This is a genomic window from Geomonas limicola, from assembly GCF_014193675.1.
In the GTDB taxonomy this organism is placed as follows: domain Bacteria; phylum Desulfobacterota; class Desulfuromonadia; order Geobacterales; family Geobacteraceae; genus Geomonas; species Geomonas limicola.
The window spans coordinates 883,938-902,257 of record NZ_BLXZ01000001.1; the positions used below are offsets into that span (position 1 = coordinate 883,938).

General features: G+C 60.9%; 17 protein-coding genes. 11 read left to right on the plus strand and 6 right to left on the minus strand.

Annotated features, from left to right (window positions below; all coding sequences use genetic code 11):
- The first annotated feature begins 45 nt into the window (after window positions 1–45).
- Entirely contained in the window at window positions 46–537 is a 492-nt protein-coding gene (locus H7688_RS03655; RefSeq protein WP_183359666.1) for a nucleoside 2-deoxyribosyltransferase, read from the plus strand.
- Entirely contained in the window at window positions 530–1,573 is a 1,044-nt protein-coding gene (locus H7688_RS03660; protein ID WP_183359667.1) for a sensor histidine kinase, read from the plus strand. Before H7688_RS03655 ends, H7688_RS03660 begins: the two co-directional genes overlap by 8 nt.
- Window positions 1,574–1,814: 241 nt before the next feature.
- Here H7688_RS03660 and H7688_RS03665 read toward each other — a convergent pair whose 3' ends face one another.
- The 6 genes from H7688_RS03665 to H7688_RS03690 form a co-directional block, all read right to left on the minus strand.
- Window positions 1,815–3,524, minus strand: a complete 1,710-nt coding sequence (locus H7688_RS03665; RefSeq protein ID WP_183359668.1) for a methyl-accepting chemotaxis protein — start codon at window positions 3,522–3,524, stop codon at window positions 1,815–1,817.
- Window positions 3,525–3,796: 272 nt separating this feature from the next.
- Window positions 3,797–4,492, minus strand: a complete 696-nt coding sequence (locus tag H7688_RS03670) for an amino acid ABC transporter permease (protein WP_183359669.1) — start codon at window positions 4,490–4,492, stop codon at window positions 3,797–3,799.
- A gap of 114 nt (window positions 4,493–4,606) precedes the next feature.
- A complete protein-coding gene (locus tag H7688_RS03675) occupies window positions 4,607–5,311 on the minus strand; it encodes an amino acid ABC transporter permease (protein ID WP_183359670.1) in 705 nt (234 codons plus the stop codon).
- A 227-nt stretch (window positions 5,312–5,538) separates the two neighbouring features.
- Entirely contained in the window at window positions 5,539–6,273 is a 735-nt protein-coding gene (locus tag H7688_RS03680; RefSeq protein ID WP_183359671.1) for an amino acid ABC transporter ATP-binding protein, read from the minus strand.
- 628 nt (window positions 6,274–6,901) lie between these two features.
- Window positions 6,902–8,317: a sigma-54-dependent transcriptional regulator gene (locus tag H7688_RS03685; RefSeq protein ID WP_183359672.1), complete on the minus strand. Its 1,416-nt coding sequence runs from the start codon at window positions 8,315–8,317 to the stop codon at window positions 6,902–6,904.
- Window positions 8,318–8,500: 183 nt separating this feature from the next.
- Window positions 8,501–10,300 carry a transporter substrate-binding domain-containing protein gene (locus tag H7688_RS03690; protein WP_246329697.1) on the minus strand — a complete coding sequence of 600 codons (1,800 nt, stop codon included), beginning with the start codon at window positions 10,298–10,300 and terminating at the stop codon, window positions 8,501–8,503.
- Between the two features lie 267 nt (window positions 10,301–10,567).
- Here H7688_RS03690 and H7688_RS03695 point away from each other — a divergent pair, with 267 nt between their 5' ends.
- The 9 genes from H7688_RS03695 to H7688_RS03735 all read left to right on the plus strand — a co-directional run bounded on the left by H7688_RS03695 (window position 10,568) and on the right by H7688_RS03735 (window position 18,225).
- Entirely contained in the window at window positions 10,568–11,557 is a 990-nt protein-coding gene (locus H7688_RS03695) for a tetratricopeptide repeat protein (protein ID WP_183359673.1), read from the plus strand.
- A 117-nt stretch (window positions 11,558–11,674) separates the two neighbouring features.
- Window positions 11,675–12,397 (plus strand): YkgJ family cysteine cluster protein, encoded by a 723-nt coding sequence (locus H7688_RS03700; RefSeq protein WP_183359674.1) that lies wholly within the window; start codon window positions 11,675–11,677, stop codon window positions 12,395–12,397.
- Between the two features lie 220 nt (window positions 12,398–12,617).
- A complete protein-coding gene (locus tag H7688_RS03705) occupies window positions 12,618–13,091 on the plus strand; it encodes a YybH family protein (protein WP_183359675.1) in 474 nt (157 codons plus the stop codon).
- A gap of 40 nt (window positions 13,092–13,131) precedes the next feature.
- Window positions 13,132–13,812, plus strand: a complete 681-nt coding sequence (locus tag H7688_RS03710; protein ID WP_183359676.1) for a DUF1345 domain-containing protein — start codon at window positions 13,132–13,134, stop codon at window positions 13,810–13,812.
- Window positions 13,813–14,222: 410 nt separating this feature from the next.
- Complete coding sequence (locus H7688_RS03715; protein ID WP_183359677.1) at window positions 14,223–14,564, plus strand: hypothetical protein; 342 nt, start codon at window positions 14,223–14,225, stop codon at window positions 14,562–14,564.
- Window positions 14,565–14,930: 366 nt separating this feature from the next.
- Window positions 14,931–15,641: a cytidylate kinase-like family protein gene (locus H7688_RS03720; protein WP_183359678.1), complete on the plus strand. Its 711-nt coding sequence runs from the start codon at window positions 14,931–14,933 to the stop codon at window positions 15,639–15,641.
- Between the two features lie 48 nt (window positions 15,642–15,689).
- Entirely contained in the window at window positions 15,690–16,178 is a 489-nt protein-coding gene (locus tag H7688_RS03725) for a hypothetical protein (protein WP_183359679.1), read from the plus strand.
- A 165-nt stretch (window positions 16,179–16,343) separates the two neighbouring features.
- The gene (locus tag H7688_RS03730) at window positions 16,344–16,847 is read left to right on the plus strand and encodes a ferritin-like domain-containing protein (protein ID WP_183359680.1); all 504 of its coding nucleotides are present in this window, start codon (window positions 16,344–16,346) and stop codon (window positions 16,845–16,847) included.
- Between the two features lie 547 nt (window positions 16,848–17,394).
- Entirely contained in the window at window positions 17,395–18,225 is an 831-nt protein-coding gene (locus H7688_RS03735) for a DUF5020 family protein (protein WP_183359681.1), read from the plus strand.
- Window positions 18,226–18,320 lie beyond the last annotated feature (95 nt).

Below are 18,320 nucleotides of genomic sequence, written 5' to 3' on the forward strand. Positions count from 1 at the left end.
GCTCATCGACAGCAAGGTCTCAACGATACCCACCAGGAGACGGTCATGACCAGGGTGTACCTCGCCTCGCCGCTGGGCTTTTCCCCCGAAAACCGGGACTACCTCACCCGCATCAAAGACCGGCTGGTGAGTCTAGGGATCGAGGTATTCGATCCCTGGGCACAGCCGCAATTCTCCGCAGAGCTGGAGAAGGCGTTCCAGGAAAAGGACCACCAGGCGCGCGTTGCCGCCTTTGCCGGGCTTGCCCGTCGCATCGGCGTCTGCAACGAAGCGGGTATCCGGGAGGCCGACTACCTGCTTGCCGTCGTGGACGGGGCCGAGGTCGATTCGGGAACGGCAGCCGAGGTGGGCTTTGCCTGCGGGCTGGGGAAACGGTGCTACGGCCTGCGCACCGACCTGCGCGACAGCGGCGATTTCGTCGGCATACCGGTAAACCTGCAACTACTCCACTTCATAGAGACCAGCGGTGGCCAGCTCTTTCGCAGCATCGCCGAGATCATACTCCCCGGATGTTTAGCCGAGGCCCCTCATGCCTGAACGCCACACGCCGGAAAAGATCGTCCTGATGTATGCGGTGACCGGGTGTCTCTGGATCCTCTTCTCCGACCGGGCAGTAATTTCACTGTTTCATGACCCGGAGACCGTGCTCTGGATCTCGCAGCTCAAGGGGTGGGGGTACGTCCTGGTCACCTCGCTGCTTTTGTACTGGCTCATCAGGGGGTCCACCAGCCGGCTGCTGCACACCGAGGCGCTGCTCAGGCAGCAGGCGGAGGAACTGGAGGTCCGAGTCCAGGAACGCACCCAGGAACTATCCCAGGCACTGGGCGAGTTGCAGGTACAGACCGACGAACGGCTGCGCGTGGTGGAGGAGCTGCGGGAGAAAGAGCGCCTCCTGGCTCAACAAAGCCGCCAGGCCGCCATGGGAGAGATGATCGGCAACATCGCGCACCAATGGCGTCAGCCGCTCAACGCCTTGGGCCTCACCATCCAGCAGCTTCCGCTACTGCACCAGACGGGGGAGTTCAACCAGCAGGTGCTCGAGGAGAACATCAATAAGGCGATGAAGCTCATCAAGCACATGTCGCGTACCATCGACGATTTCCGGGACTTCTTCAGCCCGGACAAGGAGATCACCGAGTTCCGGATCGACCAGGCGGTGCACAAGGCGATCGAACTGGTACGGGACAGCCTCCTGGAGCGTTCCATCACCGTCGAGGTGACCGGTACCGACGAACTTACCGCCAAGGGATACCCCAACGAGTACGCCCAGGTCCTGCTCAACCTCCTGGTAAACGCCCGCGACGCCTTCGACAGCAACCAGGTTCCGCAGCCGAAGATCATCATCTGCATGGAGCAAGCTGCGGAAAAGACCGTGGTGACGGTCACCGACAACGCCGGAGGGATTCCCGTCGCGATCCTCGACAACATCTTCGACCCCTACTTCTCCACCAAGGGGTTGCAGGGGACCGGCATCGGACTCTACATGTCGAAGGCCATCATCGAACGCAACATGCGGGGCACCTTGAGCGTGTCCAACACGGGCAGCGGCGCACAGTTCAGGATCGAAATATGAAACCTTTTCTCACCGCAAAGACGCAAAGAGCGCAAAGAAACCAGAAGGCTTAAGAACACTACGGCTTTTGCCGTAAAAAGGCACAAACGACACCAAAAAATCGGCTCTTACACGTTCGGCCTCCTGCATTAACGCAAGAGGCCGAACATGTTTGAGAGGTTTTCTTTGATGAATTTTGTGCCTTTTTGTAGCTGAAAAAGTTTTCTTAGCGCCCTTTGCGTCTTTGCGGTGAGCGGTTTTCCTACACCGTCAGCCCCGCCATCTTCTGCTGCAAGAGCTTGACCTGGTCAGAGAGTCCGGTCACCGCACCGTCCATGATCCGGTTCACCTCCACCGTGGTCTGCGACGATTCGCGGATGTTCTCCATTGCCCGCACGATCTGCTTGGTGCTCTCCGCTTCCTCTTCGCAGGCCCGACGCACGTTCCTGATCATCTGGGTGATGTCTTCGGTTGCGTGCACGATGTGGCTGCTGGTGGCGGTCTGGGCCCGGGTGGTGCTGCGCACCTGCGCGGTGAAATCCTTCATCCGCTCCACCGCGGAGACGATCTGCTCGCTGCCGCGCCCCTGTTCGCGGGTCGCGCGCACGATCTGCCCCACCATTTCGGCCACCCGATCCATCGCCTGGCGCATGTTCTCGCTCAGTTTAGCCTGGTCCTCAGTGGTCTGGGCAATCTCGTTGACCCGCGGGGTCGACTCCTGCACGCCGTCCACGATCTTGCGCAGCGCCTCGCCGGAGCGCTGGGAGAGCAGTTCCCCTTCCGTGATGCGTTCCTCGGAGGCCTTGATCGCCGTGAGCACCGTCGTGGTTTCCTCCTGGCCCCCCTCGACGATCTCCGATATCTCGCGGGTGGAACTGCTGGTGCGCCGCGCCAGTTCCTTGATCTCGTGGGCCACCACCGCGAACCCTTTCCCCTGCTCCCCCGCCTGGGCCGCGATGATCGAGGCGTTCAGCGCCAAGAGGTTGGTCTGCTCGGCCACCTCGTCGATCACCAGGAGGATCTTCCCGATGTCCGCGGCGCGCAGGGAGAGGTTCTGCATCGCCTCGACCGTGGAGCGTGAGGAACGCCGGATTTCATCGATCCCCGAGATGGTCGCCGCGACCGCCTGGGCACCGCTTTGGGCATCCTGGCGGACGATCTCGGAGATCTTCGCGGCATGCACGGCGTTCTCTCCCACCTGCTTTATGGAGACGTCCAGTTCCGCCACCAGCGCCGACGCGGCGGTGGCCTCGCCGAGCAGGCTCTGGGCACTTCCGCCGATCTGCTTTTCGGCTGCGGTCATCTCGATGATCGAGGAGCTCACCTCCTCCACCGCCTCGGACAGGGTGTCGACGTGCTGGTTCACCTGCTCGATACTTGCCGACATCTCGAGGATCGCCGAGGCGTTATCGGTGGCGGACCCCGAGAGATCGTCCACCCACCTGGCGATCTGCTGCACCGACTTGTCAATCTCGCCAACCGCCTGAGATGCCTCGGCAACCCCCTCGGACTGCAGTACGGCAGAGGTAAGCCCCTTCTTGGAGACCTCGTCGATGTCGGAAGCGATCTTCTGCAGTTCGCTGATGGACTGCGCGACCCGGCTCACCACTCCCGCCAGCTGTTCCATCATCACGTTGAAATTGCGGTGCAGTTTCCCGAACTCGTCATCCGAGGCGGTGTCGAGTCGGCAGGTGAGGTCGCCCTCGGCCCCATGGTTCAAGGCATCCGCCAGGACCTTCACCCGCTTGGCGAGGTTTCGTGCGGCAAAGACCGCGAGGGCCGTGACAAAAAGCACCGCTTCGGCGACCATGGCCCAGAGGGTGCCCAAGGCATACCCTGCCGGTGCCGGCCCCGTGGCTGGCGCAGCGACCACCTGGTAGGCACAGTAGCTGCCGGCCAGGCCGACGATACAGCCGGCCGCCAGCGAGTAACGGATGACGTGATACCCGAAACGCAGATTGTTCTTTGCCATGCTGGTCCTCGGAGAACGACGTTGTTGACAACGGGACGCAAAAGCTTAAAGCGCCGTCATGGTACTCTCAGCGGAATTTACCTAATGAGAAGAAAAAAGCAAGAATAATCGAATGGCGTTCTATTCTTCCTACAGGGGAGAGGTGGGGCTGGGGGCTGAAGATCGGGAAAGGTGCGAGATGTTGCGTCCTTTGAGCGGTGTCCGGGGCACAAACAGGAGCGCGCCGCCCCCTAAAAAGGTGGCGGCGCGCACGGGCAGGTTGGTGAGTGGTGCTAGATCGACTTGCGCCAGGCCAGGCGCTGCTCCAGCCAGCGCGAGAAGCTGGTGAAGGCGAAGCAGAGCACGAAGTAGACCGCGGCGATGAAGATGAAGATCTCGGTCGGATAGGACATGGTCCGGTTGTTGACCTGGGTGCCGACGTGGGTCAGTTCGGAGACGCCGACGATGAAGGCGAGCGAGGTGTCCTTGATGAGCGAGACGAACTGGTTCACGAAGGACGGGATCATGTTGCGCATCCCCTGGGGGAGGATGATGTAGAGCATGGTCTGCCACCCCTTGAGTCCGGTGGAGATGGCCGCCTCGGTCTGCCCCTTGGGAACCCCCATGATGCCGGCGCGCACGATCTGGGACATGTAGGCCGAGGTGAACACGGTGAGCCCCATGATGACGGTCTGGCTCTCCGGCACCGTCTTGCCCATGAGGGCCGGCAGCAGGAAGTACATCCAGAAGATCACCATCAAAAGCGGCAGGCCGCGGATGGTGTTGATGAACAGGTTCACCGGGTAGCGGATCACCGCGTAGCGCGAGAGGCTCAAAAGCCCGAGGATCAGGCCGCCGAAGAAAGAGAGGATGCAGGAGACCACCGCGAGGTACATGGTGAGCCCGAGCCCGCCCAAGGGACCGTTCGGGTAGCGGCCGATCATGAAGTAGGTGAAGTTGTCGAGTATGACCTGAAAATCGAGATCCATGTGATTCTCCATTCGCCCGAGGCGAAGTTACGAGTTTAACGTTTCATCCTGCGGTGGCGCGTCCTCCCACCCGGGGGCGGGACGACCAAACCACTCAACGCCGTGTTCCGGCCGTTAGCTCCTCTGCGGGTTCAGCACCTTCTTGTTGTACAGGTCCATGAGAAAGGTGATGGAGACCGAAAGCGCAAGGTAGACCACGGTCGCCGCAGTGAAGGCCTCGAAGCCCTTGAACGAGTAGCTCTCTACCTGGCGGGCCTGGTAGGTGAGTTCCATGACGCCGATGGTCATGGCGAGCGAGGAGTTCTTGGCAAGGTTCAGAAACTGGTTCACCAGGGGCGGGATGGTGATGCGCACCGCCTGGGGCAGGATGATGTACTGCATGGAGCGCAGGAAGGAGAACCCGGCGCTGCGGGCCGCCTCCATCTGCTCCTTGGGGATGGAGAGGATGCCGCTGCGGATATCCTCGGCGATGAAGGCCGAGGTATAGATGATGAGCGCGATGGCAGCGGCCGCGAACTCGAAGTTGGTGTTGTTGAGCCACTCGTTGACCGCGGTGGGGAGTATCTTGTAGGAGCCGAAGTACCAGAAAAAGATCTGGATCAAAAGCGGCGTGTTCCTGAAGAACTCGAGGTACACCGAGGCGAGCCAGCGCAGCGGCTTGAAATTGCTCATCTTCAGGACGGCGATCACCAGGCCGAGCACAAAGGCGCCGACGATGCCGACGGCGGAAAGCTCCAGGGTGATCTTGAGGCCGGACACCAGCCACTCGAAGTACTTGCCTGAGGTGATAATGGACCAATCGAAATGATACTTGAGCACACGAGCCTCACAGTGGTCGGATACCGCATGGCATAGCGCTGCGGTCCAACAAAGGTTGATCTAGACACGATTGACAATTGACGGTTGGCAATTGGCAACGAAAGGGCTGGAGACCGCACAAACACCGGTTGTTCCAGCAAAAGCCGTTTTCTGACCTGCTCTTTGCGTCTAGTTATAACAGAACTTGGCAAACAGAAAACAGAGAAACTAAAACGGCTGCTTGTTTTTTAGTGCATCGGCGACAAGAGCTGCTTCAGGAACTGCTTGGCGCGGTCGTGCTGCGGGTTGAGGAAGAACTCCTCCGGCTGCGCCTCTTCCAGAATCACCCCGTGGTCCATGAACACCACCCGGTCCGCCACCTCGCGGGCAAAGCCCATCTCGTGGGTGACCACCACCATGGTCATGCCGGTCTTGGCCAGATCCTGCATGACCTGGAGCACCTCGCCGATCATCTCCGGGTCGAGTGCCGAGGTCGGCTCGTCGAAGAGCATGATGCGCGGCTTCATGGCGAGGGCGCGGGCGATGGCCACACGCTGCTGCTGGCCGCCGGAGAGCTGGGTCGGGTAGGCGTCGCGCTTCATGGCGAGACCGACGCGCTCCAGAAGCTGCATCGCCTGCTCCTCGGCTTCCTTCTTCGGGGTCTTGCGGATCTTGGTGGGAGCCAGGGTGATGTTGGACAACACCGAGAGGTGCGGATAGAGGTTGAACTGCTGGAACACGAAGCCCACCTCGGCGCGCAGCCGGTTCAAGTCGGTCTTCTTGCTCAACAGATCCATGCCGTCCACGGTAAGGTGCCCTTCGTTGATCGGTTCCAGCTTGTTGATGGTCCTGATCAGGGTGGACTTGCCCGAACCGGAGGGGCCGCAGACTACCACCACTTCGCCTTGCTTGACGTGCAGGTTGACGTCGTTCAGCACGTGGAGGGTCTTGAACCATTTGTGGACGTTTTGGAACTGAATCATCTGCTACTCCTTTTCCATAAAAGACACGGGGTGAATGATCTTGTGGTATGAACCGCGGCGTGGCCGGACCCGAGCGGGGCGCCCTGACGACAGGCGCCCGCTGCTCCGGGAAGCTGCTGAGAGGCGAAGGGAGGAGGTTCAGCAAATTCCGTGGCAACCGGTACAACGCGGAGGAAGAAGTCTTCCTAAGAGCAAGGCGGGTGCCAACGTGGCAGAATTGCCACAACTATGCTAACCCGTGGTGTTTACGGGAAATTCCCGCGGGGGAAAGGGTTATAACTTTTGGAAAGGACGACGCTACGGGAAGGTATAACTACTTGAAAGAATTGAAGGCACGAAGCGTTATAACAATTGTTATGGAGTTGCCAAAAGTTATACCCCCTTGAGCAACCCCTATAACCTTACCTGGTTAGCGCCTCTATCCGCTCGCAAAAGCTCCCCCTCCCCTTCAAGGGGAGGGTCGGGGTGGGGATGGGCATACTGGCAGGGAGTTGCTCCCCATCCCCCTCCTGTCATCCCCCTTGAAGGGGGAGGGACGCACTGGCGAAATACCAGCGCTCATCAGCCAACCGTAAGCTCGCCTGCTGCTGCCCGGGCAGGAGCCTGGAACGAGAGAGTGAAGCCCCCCCTACTCCTTGCGCAGCAGTTTGAGCCTCTTGCTGAGTGCCGGCTGCGAGATGCCCAAGATCCGGGAGGCGATGCTCTGGTTGTGCTCGCAGCGGCGCATAGCTTCGTTCACCAGCTGTTCCACGGCCTCGCCAAGCGTCGGCAGTTCGTCACAGCCGTAGAAGACGTTCTCACCGGATCCTGCGGCGCTGGGCGCCGGGCGCTCCCCCTGCTCTTCCATGGCATTGAGGAACGGTGTCATCGAAAGCATGCGCGAGTTGTGCACGCTCATGGCGTCGAACACCATGGAGCGCATCTCGCGCAGGTTTCCCGGGAAGCTGTAGGTGGAAAGCAGGGTGACCAGTTCCTTGGGGTACGAGGGAACCTTCTTGTCGAACAGGCGCGCCGCCTCCTCCAGGAAGTTATCCAGCAACAGGGGGATGTCGTCCTTGCGCTCCCGCAGGGGGGGGATATGGACGTGATGGGCACGCAGGCGGTAGTAGAGGTCCTTGCGGAAACTGCCGGCCGCCCGCTTCTGGGCCAGGTCCTGGTGGGTCGCCACTACGATGCGCGCCTTCATCTGCTTGGGAATATCGCTCCCCAGCGGGTAGAACTCCCCCTCCTGCAACAGGCGCAACAGTTTCACCTGGCAGGAGAGCGACAGGTCCCCTATCTCGTCGAGGAACAGGGTGCCCTCCGCGGCCTGCTCCACCATGCCGCTGCGGGTTTCGTCCGCACCGGTGAAGGCCCCCTTTCGGTGCCCGAACAGGGTATCGGCGAAGACGCTGTCATCGAGCCCCGCCACGTTGACCGAAACCAGCGGACCGTCGCTGCGGCTCAGGTTGTGCACCGCTCGCGCCACCAACTCCTTCCCCACTCCGCTCTCGCCGGTGATCAGGATCGGCTGGGTGCTTTTCGCGACCGCCTCGATGTACTGGAAGATGGAGCGCATCGCCTTGTTCTGGGTGACGATCTGGGCGAAGGCCTGCGGGCACTCCAGCCGGTCGTTCAGGAAGCGGCGGCGCATCTCCTTGTTCTCGCGCTGCAGTTCCTGCATCCGGATCGCGCGGCGCACCGCGTCGATTATCCGGTCCTCGTCGTCGGTCTTCACCAGGTAGTCGAAGGCGCCCAGGCGCATGCAGCGGACCGCCGTCTCCACCTGGTTCAGTCCCGACATGACCAGCACCGAGAGGTCGGGGTGCTCCTCGGCCAGCTTCGAGAGGAGCTCCTCGCCGGAGAGGTAGGGCATGGTGAGGTCCAGAAGGACCAGGCCGAAGTCCTGTTGTTCCAAAAGCGCCAGCACCTGACGGCTGTCACTTACCTGGGTGATATTGGTGATCCCGCCGGGCCCCTCCAGCGACATGGAGAGACTGCGCAGCCAGGGGGGCTCGTCGTCCACCAAAAGCACCCCGAACGCGGGATAGAGAGCTTCCTTCATCCTGATAACTCCTCGAGTTCTTGTGCCAGGAAGGCACGGGGGACACGGGAAAACCCCACATCGACGTCCCTGCCTTCGGCCTGAAAGGTCCTAAAAAAACTTCTGGTCGGTTATTTTGGTTCTGCCCAGCAGCCCGGAGTCCTGCTCCGTGCCCTCCGTGTCTCCGTGGCAAGGTTTCACCTATCACCCGGCAGGCAGCGCCAGGGTAACCGTGGTCCCTTCTCCCGGCACCGAGGCAAAATCGAGCGTACCGCCGTGCTCCTTGACGATACCGGCAGAAACCGAGAGCCCCAACCCGGTACCGCCGACTTCGCGCTTGGTGGTGAAGAACGGGTCGGTAAGCCGCGGCAGGTCTTCCGCAGCGATCCCTCTCCCCTCGTCCTGCACCGCCAAGACCACCAGGTGGTTTGCCGTATCGAACGAGGTGCTGACCACGATGCGTTTCCCCTGCCCTTCCAGCGCCTGGCTCGCATTCACCAGCAGGTTGACCACGACCTGCTCCACCCGCTGCCGGTTGCCGCGCACCCTGGGGAGGTACTCCGCGTAACAGAGCTCCAGGTGGTGGGTACACTTCACGATGGACTTGTCGACCAGGCGTACCGCCGCCTGGACCACCGCGTTCAGGTCGAAGAACTCGGACATGTCAGCGGTGTCGGGGCGGGCGAAATCCTTCAGTTCCGAGACGATCCGCTTGATGCGCCGGGCAGCGTCCTGCGTCTCGATCAGCATGTGCGGCAACTCCTCGCGCAGCCGGGAGTAGTTGTGGCGGCCCAGGCTGAAGTCCCCGTTTTCCCGGTAGTATTCCTCAAGTATCGGGAGCGAGCGCCGCAGCGTCTCCTCGAAGCGCTGCAGGTTCAAGAGGATGAGCCCGTTGGGGTTGTTGATCTCGTGGGCCACCCCCGCCACCAGGATCCCCAGCGAGGCGAGCTTGTCCGCCTGCACCAGCTTGTCCTGGTGCCTGCGCAACTCCCGCAAGGCCCGCTCTTTCTCCGCCACCTCGCGCGCCAGCTCCCGGGTGCGTTCGGCCACCTGCTTTTGCAGGGCACGGGACCAGGCCACGGTACCCACCAGGATCAGGACCAGCGGCAGCGCCACCAGCGCCACGTAGCGGAAGACCCGCTGCCAGGAAACCGGCTGCGGCTCCAGGACCCCCAGCCAGCGCCCCCGGATCTCCTGGTACTGCCCCGAACGCTTCAAGACGGCGAGCCCTTCGTTGAACTTGTCCAAAAGCTCCAGGTTCCCCTTCCTGACGGCATAGCCGTAGGACTGGGTGATGATCGGCTGGGCCACCGGAATGATCCGCTTGAGCCCCAGTTCCTTTTCCAGGTACTTGCCGGTGAGCTTGGAGACCAGCGCGCAGTCGTGGCGCCCGTCGTTCAAAAGCTTCAGGGCATCGGTAAGCGTGTCGGTCAGGACCAGCTTGGCACTCGGGTCGAACTTCGCCATGAAGTCCTGCATGATCGAGTCGCGCATGACGATGACCGTCTTGCCGTGCAGATCCTCCAGCGACCGGATGCGCCGGTCGTCGCGCCTGATCCAGATGGACTGGTACAAAAGGGCATGCGGGGTGGAAAAGTCCACCTCCTGGGTCCGCTCCGAGGAATAGGCCATCCCCTGGACGATGTCGATCTTGCCGTTGTCCAGCCCCTCGCGCATCTCGCTCCATGGCCCCAGGCGGATGTCGACGTCGAGCCCCATAACCTCCGCGATCGCCCGGGTCAGCTCCACGTTGAAACCGGAGGGATTTCCCTGCTTGTCCAGGAACTCGTAGGGGGGGTAGTTGAAGTCCCCACCCACCATGACCACCGGCTTGTGGTTGCGCTCGGCAAACGCAGCACCGTTGTCGAAAGCGAGCAGGCAGAGCGCGGCCAGCACCAGGTACAGGAGCGCCCCCGGCAGCCGGAAGGGGCCCAGACGGCAACATCCGGCGTGACGCCTTCGGGGCGGGAGAAGAGCGGGAGAGAGTAAAGGGGCAAAAGCCACGGTGAAGGCACCTGTAACGGGAGACTCGGACCACGCGTCGGTGCGAAGTCGCGTGAATTTAATGGCATAGAACGCCCGACAAAGTCAACAGAAGTTACCGCACGGCACAGCGCAAGACCGCGTGCTCATTGGGTGCCCGAGCTCCTTGCACTAAAATATTTTAGTTGTTGGCAGTTAAGCTGCGTGGTATCTTTTGCGCGCTGTTGCTGCGATTTCGATGCTTTTTTTGGCACCATCCAACCACCATTTTCTGCCAAGGAGACTCGGATGAACCGTTTTTCTGCCGCTGGTTTTGGCTTGACCCTGCTCGCTGCGGTCTCGGCAACTGCAGCCCCGACCCTCTATACCGGAGAGATCGCGGTCATGCGGGTATCGGGAACCTACTGTGCCTCGGATGTCTACGAGCGCTTGCCCCAGATCGACCTGGTTTTGGACCGATCCGGAGACGGAACCGTCACCGGCTTCTACTCGATCGAGGGGGTGAAGGTCGGCAAACTGAGCGGCCCCTCCCCTGACCGGTTGTCGGTCGAGTACCCCATCGCCGACCCGGCCCGCTCCAAGGGACACACGCTGTCGCTTGACCTTGCCAAGGATCCGGTATCGGGGATCTTGCAGGAAAAGGGGCTGGCGGAGAAGGCGGAAGGGTGCGCCATCGAAGTCGGCGAGGTGCGGCTGTCGCCGGTCCCCGATGAAGACGCGGCGGACTGGTTTAAGCGCACCGAGAAGAGTTACCAGGCACAGGCGCTCAGCAGTGAAGCCTTAAGCTTCATGAAAAAGGACCAGCCGGCCAAGGCGATTCCCTTGTACCGCGAGGCACTCGCTCTGGAGGAAGCAGCGCAAGGAGCGGGATCTCCGCTCTCCATCCTCTACGTCGACCAGTTGGCCAACGCCTACGGGAAAAGCCGCCAGCCGGACCAGGGGATAGCCCTCCTCGAACCGCGGGTGGAGCAGTCCCAGGACCCGGAAAAGCGCTTCTACTCCGAGGCCCTGGCCCGGTTGCTCCAGATGAAAGGGGCCACCTTCTCTCGCGAGGGGCGCTACAGCGAAGCGCTGCCGGTGTACCGAAGAGCAATGACCCTGGATCCCTCGGAAAGCGACTACCCCGCGGGGCTGGCCCGGACCCTCATCAAGCTGAACCGCATCGAGGAGGCCGCGGCCCTGCTCGACGAAGTCACCCCTCTTTTTACCGAGGAAAACGACCGCGAAGAACTGAACCGGGTCCGTCGCGAACTCAAGGCGGCAAAAAAGAAACCGTAGTGCCTCCCCCCCGCCCGCCGTTACCGGGCTGGAGCATCGTTTTGAGACAGACTTGCCGCCGCTCCTGTGCTATGCTGCGCGGCCGTTACTGCCACGACCTGGATGAGGGAAAGAGCTATGAGCGCCAGCAGCGGACCGATCGAACAACTCCTTGAGTTGGTCAAAGAACAACAGGCTTTTTTGGAGATGTTTGCACGTTCCTGGGTGAGCGACTACCGCGCCAACGACGGCTCGATCTTCTGCGCCAAGGGATGCCGCAACTGCTGCAGCCTCGCGGTACATACCGGATTCGCCGAGGCCTTGGCGATCGCGAGTTCCCTTAGCGACGAGCTCAAACAGGCGGTCAGCAGGTACGCGGCAAAGCTCAAGGGGGTGGTCGGTTCGGTACGGGAGCTTCCCGACTATCTGCGTCTGCACCGCGGGGAGATGGGGTTTTGTCCGCTCCTCGACCCTTCGGGCGCCTGCAGCGTCTACCCGGTGCGTCCCCTCACCTGCCGTTCGCTCATCTCGACCAAGGAGAGTTGCTGGTGCGGCACCGACTTTGCGACGCTTCCCGCAGCCGAGCGCGAGAGCTATCTGGCCAGCCTGGACCGCCAGGTGGTCAGTTATCCCAGCCACTACATCGCCGTGCTCCAGGATACCGCGCAGGAACTCGAGGCGGTGGAGACCCGGAGAATGCGCGATCTCTTCGGCTTCTCGCTCTACGGGAACCTCGGGGTGCTGCTTGAGCTCATCTGCCAGCACCGCCTGGCCGAGGCCTGCCTGGACGGTCGTTCCTCGGCGGAAGCCGTCATTGACGCGGCAGGCTTCCAGCACCCGCTCTTGCTGACTCTCGCCTGATAGCGCGCCCTGCGCTCCGGCCGGTTTGAGGCGCAGCGTCGCCGGCCGTTTTAGCGCCCTTTGCCCTGCCCCTTCAAGGCGTTGCCTCGTCGTGCCGCCCCCGGAAAAAGCACGACATTTGCGTTGTTGACACCTAAGCCACATGGTATTCTTCGCAGAGTCGCCGCACCTGTGGCGCGACCTGCCATACTGCCTGCCCACGCATCCCCCGGGAGGAACCATGCTCGAATTGGTACAGACTCCGGTAACCGGCAAAGAGGACCCCAGCGAGCTCACCCCTCAGCTGGCGGCGCTGTCCGAGTTCTACAGAGCTCTCAACAACCGCGACCTCGAGCTTATGTCGCACAACTGGCTTCAGGGGGAGCAGGCAGCGATGGACAACCCCCTCGGCGGGATCAGGCGCGGCTGGGAAGAGATCAAAACGGTATACCAGCGCCTGTTCGCCAGCCCTTCCGAGTACTGGTTCGAGTTCTACGACTACAGCCTGCACGAGCAGGACTCGCTCTTCTACGTGGTGGGGCGCGAGCGCGGCCAGTTCACCGCGGCCGGGATTTCGCTCGACATGGCGATCAGGACGACCAGGATCTTCACCTTTGCGCAGGGGCAATGGCGGCAGGTCCATCACCACGGCTCGATCGAGGACCCGGAACTGCTCCAGCGCTACCAGCAGGCCGTGCGGGGAAACCACCCGTGACAGGGTGTTCCCGGAAAAGAGCTGCAGTTTGGGGGCGAAGATGACGGCTAACGACAGCCCAGGAAATCGGGATGCCGCTTCGGGGCGCAGGCACTCGCGCTGGCCGGCGCTCTTTGCGCTTTTGGCCCTGGGAGGGCTCTACGCGGCGCTCCCCCCCTCTTTGGTCCTCGGCGGCCCGCGCTGGCTTCTTTTGCTGCTCATCTCGCTCTTGTTGATCCCGATGCTCATCTCGCACTTCCGTGGGGACCACATCACGAACCAGGTGCTCGGCTACGTCCTCAACAGCCTGGTGACCCTGGCCATGATCATCTCGCTCGCCCTTTTGATCCTGGCCCTCCCCGCCCACCTCGAGAAACCGCAGGAACTGCTCAGGTCCGCCGCGGCGCTCTGGCTCTCCAACATCCTGGTCTTCGCCTCGTGGTACTGGCGACTCGACGCCGGCGGTCCGCACAAGCGGGCGCAGCGCGGGGACCACGCCAGCGGTGCATTTCTGTTCCCCCAGATGACCCTCCCCCCCGAGAAGAAGCATGCGGCCGGGTTCCAGGAGTGGAGCCCCAACTTCGTCGATTACCTCTTTCTGGCCTTCAATACCTCGACCGCCTTCTCGCCTACCGACGTGCCGGTGCTCTCCCGCTGGGCGAAGCTTCTCATGATGCTGCAGTCGATCATTTCGCTGTTGGTCATCGCCCTGCTCGCTGCCCGGGCCGTCAACATCCTGTAGTACGCCGCCGTCGGATTTGGGGGCCGAAATCGTGCCCCACCGGGCCCGCCCTCGCGACCTGCCGCCATGCGGCGGAACTGCCTTGGAGGGCCGCAGCTAACCTCTCTCAGTATCGAGAGTTTGCCTCATTCCGCAGAGGTTTTCTGTCTCATCCTCCCCCCGGTGACCTTCCTTTTACATCATGTCCTCCTGCTTTCACACACTGGTGCACGCTCAATCATGAGCCGTTCGGGTACTTTGTCATTTAAATGGTACAATTAATATGGTATACACAATACCGTCACACAGTACTACCCCCACTGACCGACAACTCCGACAACTTCAAGAGGAAAAGGAAGAGCCACAAGGTAGCCACGCTATGACAGCAGCCCGAGGGACCGTTTCCTGCCTCCCCTCGAAAGGAGCCTGCAGTGGTCTGGAAAATTTACTCGTGGGTTTTTACCGGAATTCTCACCCTGTCCTATGCCTCCATGCCGCCCGAAGCGGTCTCCTCACGCGAACTCATTGACATCCCCATCTCGACCATCTCTCTGGTCGGACTCTTCTGCTTCGCCTTCAAGCGGCGCATCGGAGCGCGCACCTTCTGGCAGTTCTGGCTCTTCACCGCAATATCCTGGGACCTCATCTACAACTTTTTGCTGACAACGCATGCTGCGGTGACGCTGACCAAGGTGGCGATCGGCGCCCTGATCTTCGTTCCTCAATACGTGGCGCTCTACAAGTACTCCTTTCAGCCACAGCCGGCAGAGTAACACCTGGAGCACCCGCGGCCTCACTACTTCCTCACACATCGTCTCGATCACCTGGTGAGTCATGCTCTCCTGCGTGCTGGCGCAGTGCATCTTGTGTCAGTGGACAGCTGGCTTCACCGTCGATGCCATGCCATGAAATTTCCACCTTACCGTTAGCAAGCCTTTCCTGATTTAAACCTCCCTGTTTTCCTCTCAACATGTCATCAAAATCTCACATCCATGATCCACCCAGCTTGTGTAGTGGTAGAAAGCCTGTATAATCTGGTCCCAATACTTCTCTAAGAGAGAAGCTGGCAAATATCAACTGACACAAGCTTCCTTCACAGCCATGGCTAGTTAAGCCCTTACCGTCACCAGAGGAACCACATGCCTGACAACCTGTTCATACCATCAGTTGATCTGAGAATAGGGTCCTTAGAGGAGTACAACCGAAAGCAGAAAGAGAAAGCGGCTCACGACTTCAAGCGGCCCAAGGCACTCCCCTGCATCACCATTTCGCGCGAGTACGGTTGTACCGGCTATCCTGCCGCCGAGGCGCTTTTGGAGATCATGACGCAAAGGACCGGCGAACAATGGGTCATGATCGACAAGGACATCCTCGACGTAGTGGCGACCCGCCACAACCTCTCCACCGATATCCTGCAGACCCTCGGTGAAGACAACCGCATCCTGGACGAGTTCCTGGCTACCTTCTCGCCCCGCTGGAAAAGCAACTACGACTACTTCAAGCCGCTGGCAAGCCACATTGTCGCGCTCGCCGAACAGGGGAACGTGATCATCGTGGAGATGGGTGGAGCGGTCATCACCCGGCACATCGAGGACTCCTTCCATTTCCGGCTCTACGGCTCCGAAGCCTTCCGCATCAACTCCATAGCCACCCGGCTCCAGATGGACCGGGAAGAGGCGGAGAAGCTGATGCGCCACCGTCAGAAAGTACGCGACAAGTTCAGCAGGGACTTCCTCAATCACGACAACGGAGACCCCCAGCTCTACGACCTGCAATTCAACAACGACCGCTGCACGCCTGAAGTCATTGCCGCAACCATTGCCGATTTCGTGCTGCGCAGGCTTCAGTAACAACTGGACCGGACTGGGAGCGTTGCCAGTCGGTCAGGAGAAGAGACTATGAGGATAGTGCGTTTCGTCAAGATAGTTGCAGTGGCCTTTGGCACCGCGTTGGCTCTGTACGGCTGCGGTGGTGGCGGTGGCGGGAAAAGTGCTGCGCCTACCCCAAGCGACAGTGTCGCATTCACCAACGGGGCAAGCATGAGCCTCATCCCCGCAGGTAGAGGCAATTACCAGATCCAGGGGAGCGGCTTCCAGAACATCCTCGGGATCAGTATCGTCATCGATTACCCGACCGCTCGCATGTCCTCGCCCGCCATCACCGTCGGCAACTTCTTTACGCAAGCCATCTCCTTCTCCAACGTCTCCACCGCGGGGGTCGCCAGGCTGGCGATCGTCGGCACCACGCCGGTGAGCGGCACCGGAACCATCGGCTCCATCAGATTCGCCAACTTCAGCGGGACGCGGGGACCGACCTTTGGCTCGGTAACCCTCGCCGACAGCCTCTTCCGCCAGTACAGCACCCATGGATTGGGGCCCCAGCCCTGACCGTGGTGCCTGCCTCGGGTCCCTGATGAGCTGGAACCCGAAGCATCGGTTGAAAACGAAGGTTCATATGGTACAACTGCCAACGTGTTAGCCAGCCCGGACCCAAGGCCCGCAAGCCAGCACCAACCAAGCGAATGAATTCCAGCCGAAAAGGAGGAAGAGACTGTGGGATCTAAGGGACGTGAAATCATCGGTATGGACGTCGAGGAGCTCTTGACGCTGTTGAACAAGGCGTTTTGCGACGAGTGGCTGGCCTACTACCAGTACTGGCTGGGCGCCAAGCTGGTCAAGGGGCCGATGAAGGATGCCGTCGGTGCCGAGCTCCTGCAGCACGCAACCGAGGAGCTGGGGCATGCCGACCTGGTCGCCCTGCGCATCATCCAGCTGGGCGGAACCCCGGTGACCAAGCCCGCCGAGTGGTACCAGCACAGCAACTGCGGCTACGACGCGCCGGACGACCCGTTCGTAAAGACCCTTCTGGAACAGAACATCAAGGGCGAGCAGTGCGCCATCGGCGTCTACAAGCGGCTCATGGACATCACCCGCGAGAAGGACCCCATCACCTACAACATGGTGCTCACCATCCTGCAGCAGGAAGTGGAGCACGAAGAGGACCTGCAGGCCCTTTTGGAAGATTACGAGTTGATGGTGAAGATGATGAAGGAATAGGCGCACCCCGACAACCCCGGGACCCGCCCTGACAGACCAGGGGCGGCTGGAGCAGCGATTCCCATCCGCTCCGGCCGCCCCTTTTCATTACGATTAGCCCTTCCTTATCTCCCCTCAAGAAAATTCCTCTCTTAACAGGATTTAAACATAAAAAGAGTGATTCCGAACTGATTTCGTGCTAGTTTCCCCGCGTCAAAAGGTCGTTTGGTGAACGTATACGCCGAACGTGTGTCACAGCAGGGAAACGACACACAGTTTCGGCATTGCAGAGCTTGTTATGAGTGCCTTTGGATGCAGGATCGATTGTTTCATCCTTCCCCGATGTCAGGCAAGCTGCAGCACCGAGTTCCACACACCTTTCAGGCAACCTCGACTTAAATCACTAAAGCCATTTTCCAGTACCAGACAGGGAGCTTTTTCAGCGGGAGTACTCCGTTCGCCTTGTGGCTTAAGCGTCGCAGGGTGAGCCGCTCCTCGGGACGGTGGCTGCGGCCGGCACGTTTCACCTACCATCAGGTAGTCAGCTTGATTCAAAGGAGAGTACAAGATGAAGAGATTCACCCGCAGCACTCTGTCCCGCAGCCTGAGCGTCCTCACCTTGGCAGCCTCCCTGCTGCTGCCGCTCGCCGCGGCGGAAAACGCCCACGCCGGTGCCGCCGCCTGGCAGTCCACCAACTTCCAGTACATCTGGGGCAGCGGCTACCGTAACCCGAGCTTTGTTCCTGACGCGAACGGTCACATGGCCTCGACCAAGGACAACAACCGCTCGACCATCACCGTCGAGCACGCCGACGCCTGGAAATACGGCGACAACTTCGTCTTCTTCGATATCACCAACGGCGAGGTGAACCGCAAGGGGACCGACAAGAAGACCTCCATCTACGGCGAGCTCTCCCCGCGCCTGAGCCTCGGCAAGATCAGCGGTCAGGATCTCTCCTTCCTCTTCGTGAAAGACGTCCTTTTGGCCGGCACCCTCGAGGTCGACGGCGGCGGTGGTGGCGGTTTCCACAACTACCTCTACGGTCTGGGCTTCAGCCTCAACCTGCCGAAGTTCAACTTCGCCGACCTCAACGTGTACGTTCGTAACGACACCAACCAGTCCGGCGTGACCTACCAGATCACCCCCTGCTGGCAGCTCCCCTTCACCGTCGGCAAGGCCGACTTCGTCTTCGAAGGCTTCGCCGACATCGCCGGTCCGGAAGGGGACCTCTCCTTCAACGTCGACTTCCAGCCCCGCCTGCTCCTCGACCTGGGCAAAATGTGGGACAAGCCGGGCAACCTGTACTTCGGTACCGAAGTCATGATCTGGCACAACAAGTACGGCTTCAAAGGCGTGAACGAGTTCGTGCCGCAGGCCATGGTGAAGTGGGTGCTCTAGTCTGAGCCCTTAAGGCCGTGACTATCGGCCATGAAGCTAGCTAAAAGCCCCCGGATCCCAGCGATCCGGGGGCTTTTTTCGTGTTACCTGTCATT

Excerpts from the sequence above, each read along its gene's own strand:
- H7688_RS03665 (WP_183359668.1), bottom strand. The coding sequence starts at position 3,524 with ATGGCAAAGAACAATCTGCGTTTCGGGTATCACGTCATCCGTTACTCG.
- H7688_RS03685 (WP_183359672.1), bottom strand. The coding sequence starts at position 8,317 with ATGAAGGAAGCTCTCTATCCCGCGTTCGGGGTGCTTTTGGTGGACGAC.
- H7688_RS03680 (WP_183359671.1), bottom strand. The coding sequence starts at position 6,273 with ATGATTCAGTTCCAAAACGTCCACAAATGGTTCAAGACCCTCCACGTG.
- H7688_RS03700 (WP_183359674.1), top strand. The coding sequence starts at position 11,675 with ATGAGCGCCAGCAGCGGACCGATCGAACAACTCCTTGAGTTGGTCAAA.
- H7688_RS03660 (WP_183359667.1), top strand. The coding sequence starts at position 530 with ATGCCTGAACGCCACACGCCGGAAAAGATCGTCCTGATGTATGCGGTG.
- H7688_RS03670 (WP_183359669.1), bottom strand. The coding sequence starts at position 4,492 with ATGGATCTCGATTTTCAGGTCATACTCGACAACTTCACCTACTTCATG.
- H7688_RS03735 (WP_183359681.1), top strand. The coding sequence starts at position 17,395 with ATGAAGAGATTCACCCGCAGCACTCTGTCCCGCAGCCTGAGCGTCCTC.
- H7688_RS03705 (WP_183359675.1), top strand. The coding sequence starts at position 12,618 with ATGCTCGAATTGGTACAGACTCCGGTAACCGGCAAAGAGGACCCCAGC.
- H7688_RS03725 (WP_183359679.1), top strand. The coding sequence starts at position 15,690 with ATGAGGATAGTGCGTTTCGTCAAGATAGTTGCAGTGGCCTTTGGCACC.
- H7688_RS03710 (WP_183359676.1), top strand. The coding sequence starts at position 13,132 with ATGACGGCTAACGACAGCCCAGGAAATCGGGATGCCGCTTCGGGGCGC.
- H7688_RS03655 (WP_183359666.1), top strand. The coding sequence starts at position 46 with ATGACCAGGGTGTACCTCGCCTCGCCGCTGGGCTTTTCCCCCGAAAAC.
- H7688_RS03720 (WP_183359678.1), top strand. The coding sequence starts at position 14,931 with ATGCCTGACAACCTGTTCATACCATCAGTTGATCTGAGAATAGGGTCC.
- H7688_RS03695 (WP_183359673.1), top strand. The coding sequence starts at position 10,568 with ATGAACCGTTTTTCTGCCGCTGGTTTTGGCTTGACCCTGCTCGCTGCG.